Source organism: Vibrio sp. 1401 (genome assembly GCF_033340295.1).
The window spans coordinates 1-709 of the sequence record NZ_JAWOWF010000354.1 but is presented as its reverse complement, the minus strand read 5'-3'; the positions used below and the strand labels follow the sequence as shown (position 1 = coordinate 709).

Sequence of the window (709 nt, the reverse complement as noted above, 5' to 3'; positions counted from 1 at the left end):
AGCGACCTCTTCCGTCAATAAGACACGCTTTGCGCGAGCATCTTCATTGCAAGCAATACGCTTCACTAACCCTTTCTTTTCTAAACGCACCACCATATTGGAGGCAGAAGGTTTGGTTACCTGTAACTCGTCGGCAAGATCAGTAATACGAACGCCTTCAGGAAACACCTGAATTACGCGTAAGTAATCAAATTCGTTAAAGCTAAGATGAGACAATGGATCTTCTTTAGCGTAAACACGCCAAGCTTTGGCGCAAAAACGCTCCAAATCGATCAAACTCTCTTCTAAAGCCATAAAGATTCACCAATTAGTTAGCAAGGCTAACTATTCTAAAGCGAGTTATCTCAATCATCAAGCGTAAAAAAGCCGCTTATGGAAGCGGCTTTATCATTATTGTTGTTCTTGTTGCTCGGCGGCTTTTAGCTTGGCCAACCTATCTTGCTGAAGTTGGTCATAAATTTGTGCTAACTCCAAGAAAGAGTAACGATGCTCAACATACTCGTACACATTCAACGAAATGGCGAGCTTATACAACGAAATCGCGCTGGCGATGTCACCTTCCAATTGATGACGTTTACCGAGATAAAAATAGGTTTCCGTCAATCGCTGAGCAAGGCGATAGTTTTCTCGCGTTCCATCCATAATCGCAGCAAGAGCCGCTTCATCAGAAACATCGCGTAGCATAAGAGCGACTAACACCCAACCCCAT

Annotated in this window: 1 protein-coding gene and 1 pseudogene; both read right to left on the bottom strand. The window is 43.6% G+C overall.

Annotated elements, in window-relative coordinates; translation table 11 throughout:
* Positions 1–294 (bottom strand): MarR family transcriptional regulator (locus tag R7Z77_RS25595; RefSeq protein ID WP_318137081.1); only part of this gene is annotated, 294 nt, incomplete at its 3' end.
* Between the two features lie 96 nt (positions 295–390).
* Positions 391–709, bottom strand: a pseudogene (locus R7Z77_RS25590) (lipoprotein NlpI); the annotation flags it as partial.